This is a genomic window from Methylobacterium sp. E-065, assembly GCF_022829605.1.
In the GTDB taxonomy this organism is placed as follows: Bacteria; Pseudomonadota; Alphaproteobacteria; order Rhizobiales; family Beijerinckiaceae; genus Methylobacterium.
The window spans coordinates 1-3,936 of sequence record NZ_JAKSYD010000262.1 but is presented as its reverse complement, the minus strand read 5'-3'; the positions used below and the strand labels follow the sequence as shown (position 1 = coordinate 3,936).

Annotated in this window: 3 protein-coding genes; 2 read left to right on the top strand and 1 reads right to left on the bottom strand. The window is 67.1% G+C overall.

From position 1 onward, the window contains the following. Positions 1–555: 555 nt before the first annotated feature. Positions 556–1,437, top strand: coding sequence for a helix-turn-helix domain-containing protein (locus MKK84_RS30670; protein WP_243926060.1), 882 nt, complete (start codon positions 556–558; stop codon positions 1,435–1,437). Between the two features lie 105 nt (positions 1,438–1,542). After that, complete coding sequence (locus tag MKK84_RS30665) at positions 1,543–2,442, top strand: PhzF family phenazine biosynthesis protein (RefSeq protein ID WP_243926059.1); 900 nt, start codon at positions 1,543–1,545, stop codon at positions 2,440–2,442. 328 nt (positions 2,443–2,770) lie between these two features. On the opposite strand, the gene groL is transcribed toward MKK84_RS30665, so the two are convergent. Further along, on the bottom strand, positions 2,771–3,936 hold a 1,166-nt coding region (gene groL, locus MKK84_RS30660; protein ID WP_243926056.1), incomplete at its 5' end, for a chaperonin GroEL.

Sequence of the window (3,936 nt, the reverse complement as noted above, 5' to 3'; positions counted from 1 at the left end):
TGTTCTTTTGAGGATCTGCGCTGATCCGAAGGGCGCATCGTCGCTGTGTAGGACGCGCCGGCTGCACGTGAACGGGGAGGACACGGCAACCGGCGCGCTCGCCGGCAGGAGCGTGAGGGCGCTCGACTGCTGCGATCGTTGAGGAAGAGGCAACAGGGCCGAAAAGATCCGAACCGGTTTGCCGCAACGCGTTTCCAGCGTCCCCTGCCTTCCCCGGTCGGCCGATGCAATTCGGCTTTTCAGTCAGCGTCGCGGCGACGTTTGGCTCCGCGATCTCCGCGAGGAAGGTTTCGGGCGCCACCGGCCGAGCCATTCTCGTCCGATGGCGTCTCGCGTTCTTGTGCACTGAACGCTGGAATGTCCGGGTCGTCGATGCAGGACCGAACCACCCGATCGCCGACTGAGCAGGCCTCGAACAGCGGGACGGTTCTGTGGATCGTGGTTTGAGTGAACTGCTCCCATTCGGCGGCCCAGGTTCTAAGATGGAGCATTGTCGGGTCAGGGCCGGCTTTGCGATTTCTGGCCAGATCGCTTCGGTTGCAGTAACGTCCTGTCATGCTCAGGTCGCTCGACTTGCTTTGGCGGACGGCAGCGCCTTCGACGGTCATCGCTGGCTGTAACGAACACATCACCCTGCTCGGCGGGGGCGTCGATTACGCTAAGCCCTGGCACTGGCACGACGGCCTGATGCTGCTGCTGCCCTGCCTCGGTGTGTTGAACCTCAAGCATGAGGCGCAGCGGGACGGCATGTGGGTGTCCCGGGATCGCTTCGCCGTCATCCCGGCCTCGCAACCGCACGCCACGTCAGCGGTCCGAGCCGACCAGACCCATCTCGCCGTGTATCTTCGGGACGAGGCGTTCCAGCGCATCGAAAGGCAACTCGGCTCGCTCAGCCGCGTCCGAGCCCTGATCCGAAGCAGCGCGATGTTTTCGGTCAATCCGGATATCCGCGCGCTCCAAGCACTCTGTTGCGAGGAGACCGGCGACACGATCGGTCAGACAGCCGTCCGCGCCCATCTCTCGGCCGCGCTGATCATCCGCTGCCTGACTGCGATCGAGAGGGGTCAACCGCTCGGTCCCAGCTCACGCGAGGCGCACACGTTGATCGACGCGATCAAGGCGTTCGTCGCGCAGCGCGCTGACCAGACTGTTTCGATCGATCTGCTCTCGGAACGCTTCAGCGTCTCCCGCCGACACATCACACGCCTGTTCCGAGAGCGAACCGGGCTGTCCATCGGCGCGTTTCAGCAGAGTGTGCGTCTCTCGGAGGCGCGGCGGCTGTTGCAGACCACCGATCTGCCGATCGGCGAGGTCGCGTTCCGGGTCGGGTTCGACAGCGGATCGGCTCTGGCGCGGGCGCTCCGACGCCGGGGCGGGCTGGCACCGCGCGAGGTCCGCGCACGATCCGTTGCGATGGCCCGGACGGTCGCGCGATAAGGCCCGGACGGTCGCGCAGGCGCTGGGCGGCTCCGCCATAACCAACCGCATGTGCTGAACCGGCACCGCGTTCGGCCGGGCAACCGCGGCAGTGGATTGTTGGTCATGGCAGACGTCGAGGTCGTCAACGTCTTTACCTGCGGGAACGCAGGCGGCAATCCATGCCCCGTCGTCGCGGACGCGGTGGGGCTCGCCCCTGCGGCGATGCAGGATATCGCCCGCCGGCACGGGCACGAGAGCGGCTTCATCCTGCCCGCAGAGGACGATGCGCACGACTTCCGCTTCCGCTTCTTCGTACCCAACCACGAGATGGAGATGTGCGCGCACGCTACGATCGGCGCGCTCTGGGTGCTGGCCAAACACGGAACGCTGCCGGCATCGCCCGTCCGCATCGCGACCGCCAGCGGTTCGGTCACCGGTTTCGTGTCCACCGCAGAGAACGGCACGGTCTCGGTCGCGATCACGCAACCGGCGGGCCGGGCGATGCCGCTGTCCTCTGAGCAGGCCGGCGACGTGCTTTCGGCGCTCGGCGTGGGCCGCGAGGACCTTACGGGCCTGCCCCTGCACAACGCCGTCACTTCACGTGTGAAGACCCTCGTGCCGATGCGCGACCCTGAGAGGCTGCACGCGCTCGTTGCGGACCCCGCGGCGGTCGAGGCCGTCTGCCGCCGGATCGGCTCGACCGGTCTGTACCCCTACGCTGTCGTGGACGGCGGGGCGCGCGTTTTCGAAGCGCGGCAGTTCCCGCGCGCGTCAGGCTATCCGGAGGATGCTGCCACCGGCATCGCCGCCGCCGCGCTCGCCTTCGGCCTGCTTCGCGATCGCGCCCTTGCCGCCGACGACCGTCCAATCCGCGTCTACCAGGGACGGGCGATGGGTCGTCTCTCCGAGATCACGGTGCGCCTTGGCTTCGCGGGCGACCGGGCGATCGGCTGCTTGCTGGGCGGAGCGGTCGCTCCAACTCCGGGCCTGCCTCCAGCGGTCACGGAGGATGGACGCCCATGAGCGGCGCCGTACTCGCCAGTCTGCGCGCTGCCGGCCTGACGGTGCCCGAGCTGTCCCGACCCGCGCCTCATGATGGTAGGCCAAACGCCGGTGCTGCGCGGTGAACCGCACTATCTTGGCGTCGTCGGGGACGACATTGAGGAAGCGCCGACCCGTTTTGTAGCCGCTGGATCGATGCCTGCGCCGACGGGCAGTCCAAGGCACAAGCGGGTGCTGCGTGAACAACCCATCGCCTGCACGGGAAACGACCGCGCAGAGCGTTGCTCCGCGGCGCTGTCCGACAAGCCGGCTTCGGCTCGTATGACAGCGCCGCGAGAGCCATGGTTGGTTAGAAGTCCATGCCGCCCATACCACCCATGCCGCCGCCGGCAGGCATGGCCGGAGCATCCTTGCGCGGAGCCTCGGAGATCATCGCCTCGGTGGTCACGAGAAGGCCGGCGACCGAAGCTGCCCCCTGAAGCGCGGCGCGGACAACCTTGGCCGGGTCGACGATGCCGGCCTGGAGCATGTCGACATACTCTTCGGTCTGGGCGTTGAAGCCGTAGGTCGAAGAGGAATTGGCCAGGATCTTGCCGACGACGATCGAACCCTCGACGCCCGAGTTCGAGGCGATCTGACGGATCGGGGCCTCAAGGGCCTTCAGCACGATCTTGATGCCGGCCTGGACGTCCGGGTTGTCGCTCGACAGGCCCTGGACGGCCGCCTTGGCCCGCAGGAGCGCCGTGCCGCCACCGGGGACGATGCCTTCCTCGACCGCCGCGCGGGTGGCGTGCAGCGCGTCGTCGACGCGATCCTTCTTCTCCTTGACCTCGACCTCGGTCGAACCGCCGACGCGGATCACCGCGACGCCGCCCGCGAGCTTGGCCAGACGCTCCTGCAGCTTCTCACGGTCGTAGTCCGAGGTGGTCTCCTCGACCTGCGCCTTGATCTGCGCGATCCGGCCCTCGATGTCCGACTTCTCGCCGGCGCCGTCGATGATCGTGGTGTTCTCCTTCTCGATCCGCACGCGCTTGGCGCGGCCGAGCATATCGAGCGTCACGTTCTCGAGCTTGATCCCGAGATCCTCGGCGATCATCTGGCCCTTGGTCAGGATCGCGATGTCTTCCAGCATCGCCTTCCGGCGATCACCGAAGCCCGGCGCCTTGACGGCCGCGACCTTCAGGCCGCCGCGCAGCTTGTTGACCACGAGGGTGGCCAGAGCCTCGCCCTCGATGTCCTCGGCGATGATCAGGAGCGGCTTGCCGGTCTGGACCACGGCCTCGAGCACCGGCAGCATCGCCTGGAGCGACGAGAGCTTCTTCTCGTGGATGAGGATGTAGGGGTCTTCCAGCTCGGCGACCATCTTCTCCGCATTCGTGATGAAGTACGGGGAGAGGTAGCCGCGATCGAACTGCATGCCCTCGACGACGTCGAGCTCGGTCTCGGCCGTCTTGGCCTCCTCGACCGTGATCACGCCCTCGTTGCCGACCTTCTGCATCGCGTGGGCGATCATCT

Coding starts and splice junctions, on each gene's coding strand:
- MKK84_RS30670 (WP_243926060.1), top strand. CDS start 556: ATGCTCAGGTCGCTCGACTTGCTTTGGCGGACGGCAGCGCCTTCGACG.
- MKK84_RS30665 (WP_243926059.1), top strand. CDS start 1,543: ATGGCAGACGTCGAGGTCGTCAACGTCTTTACCTGCGGGAACGCAGGC.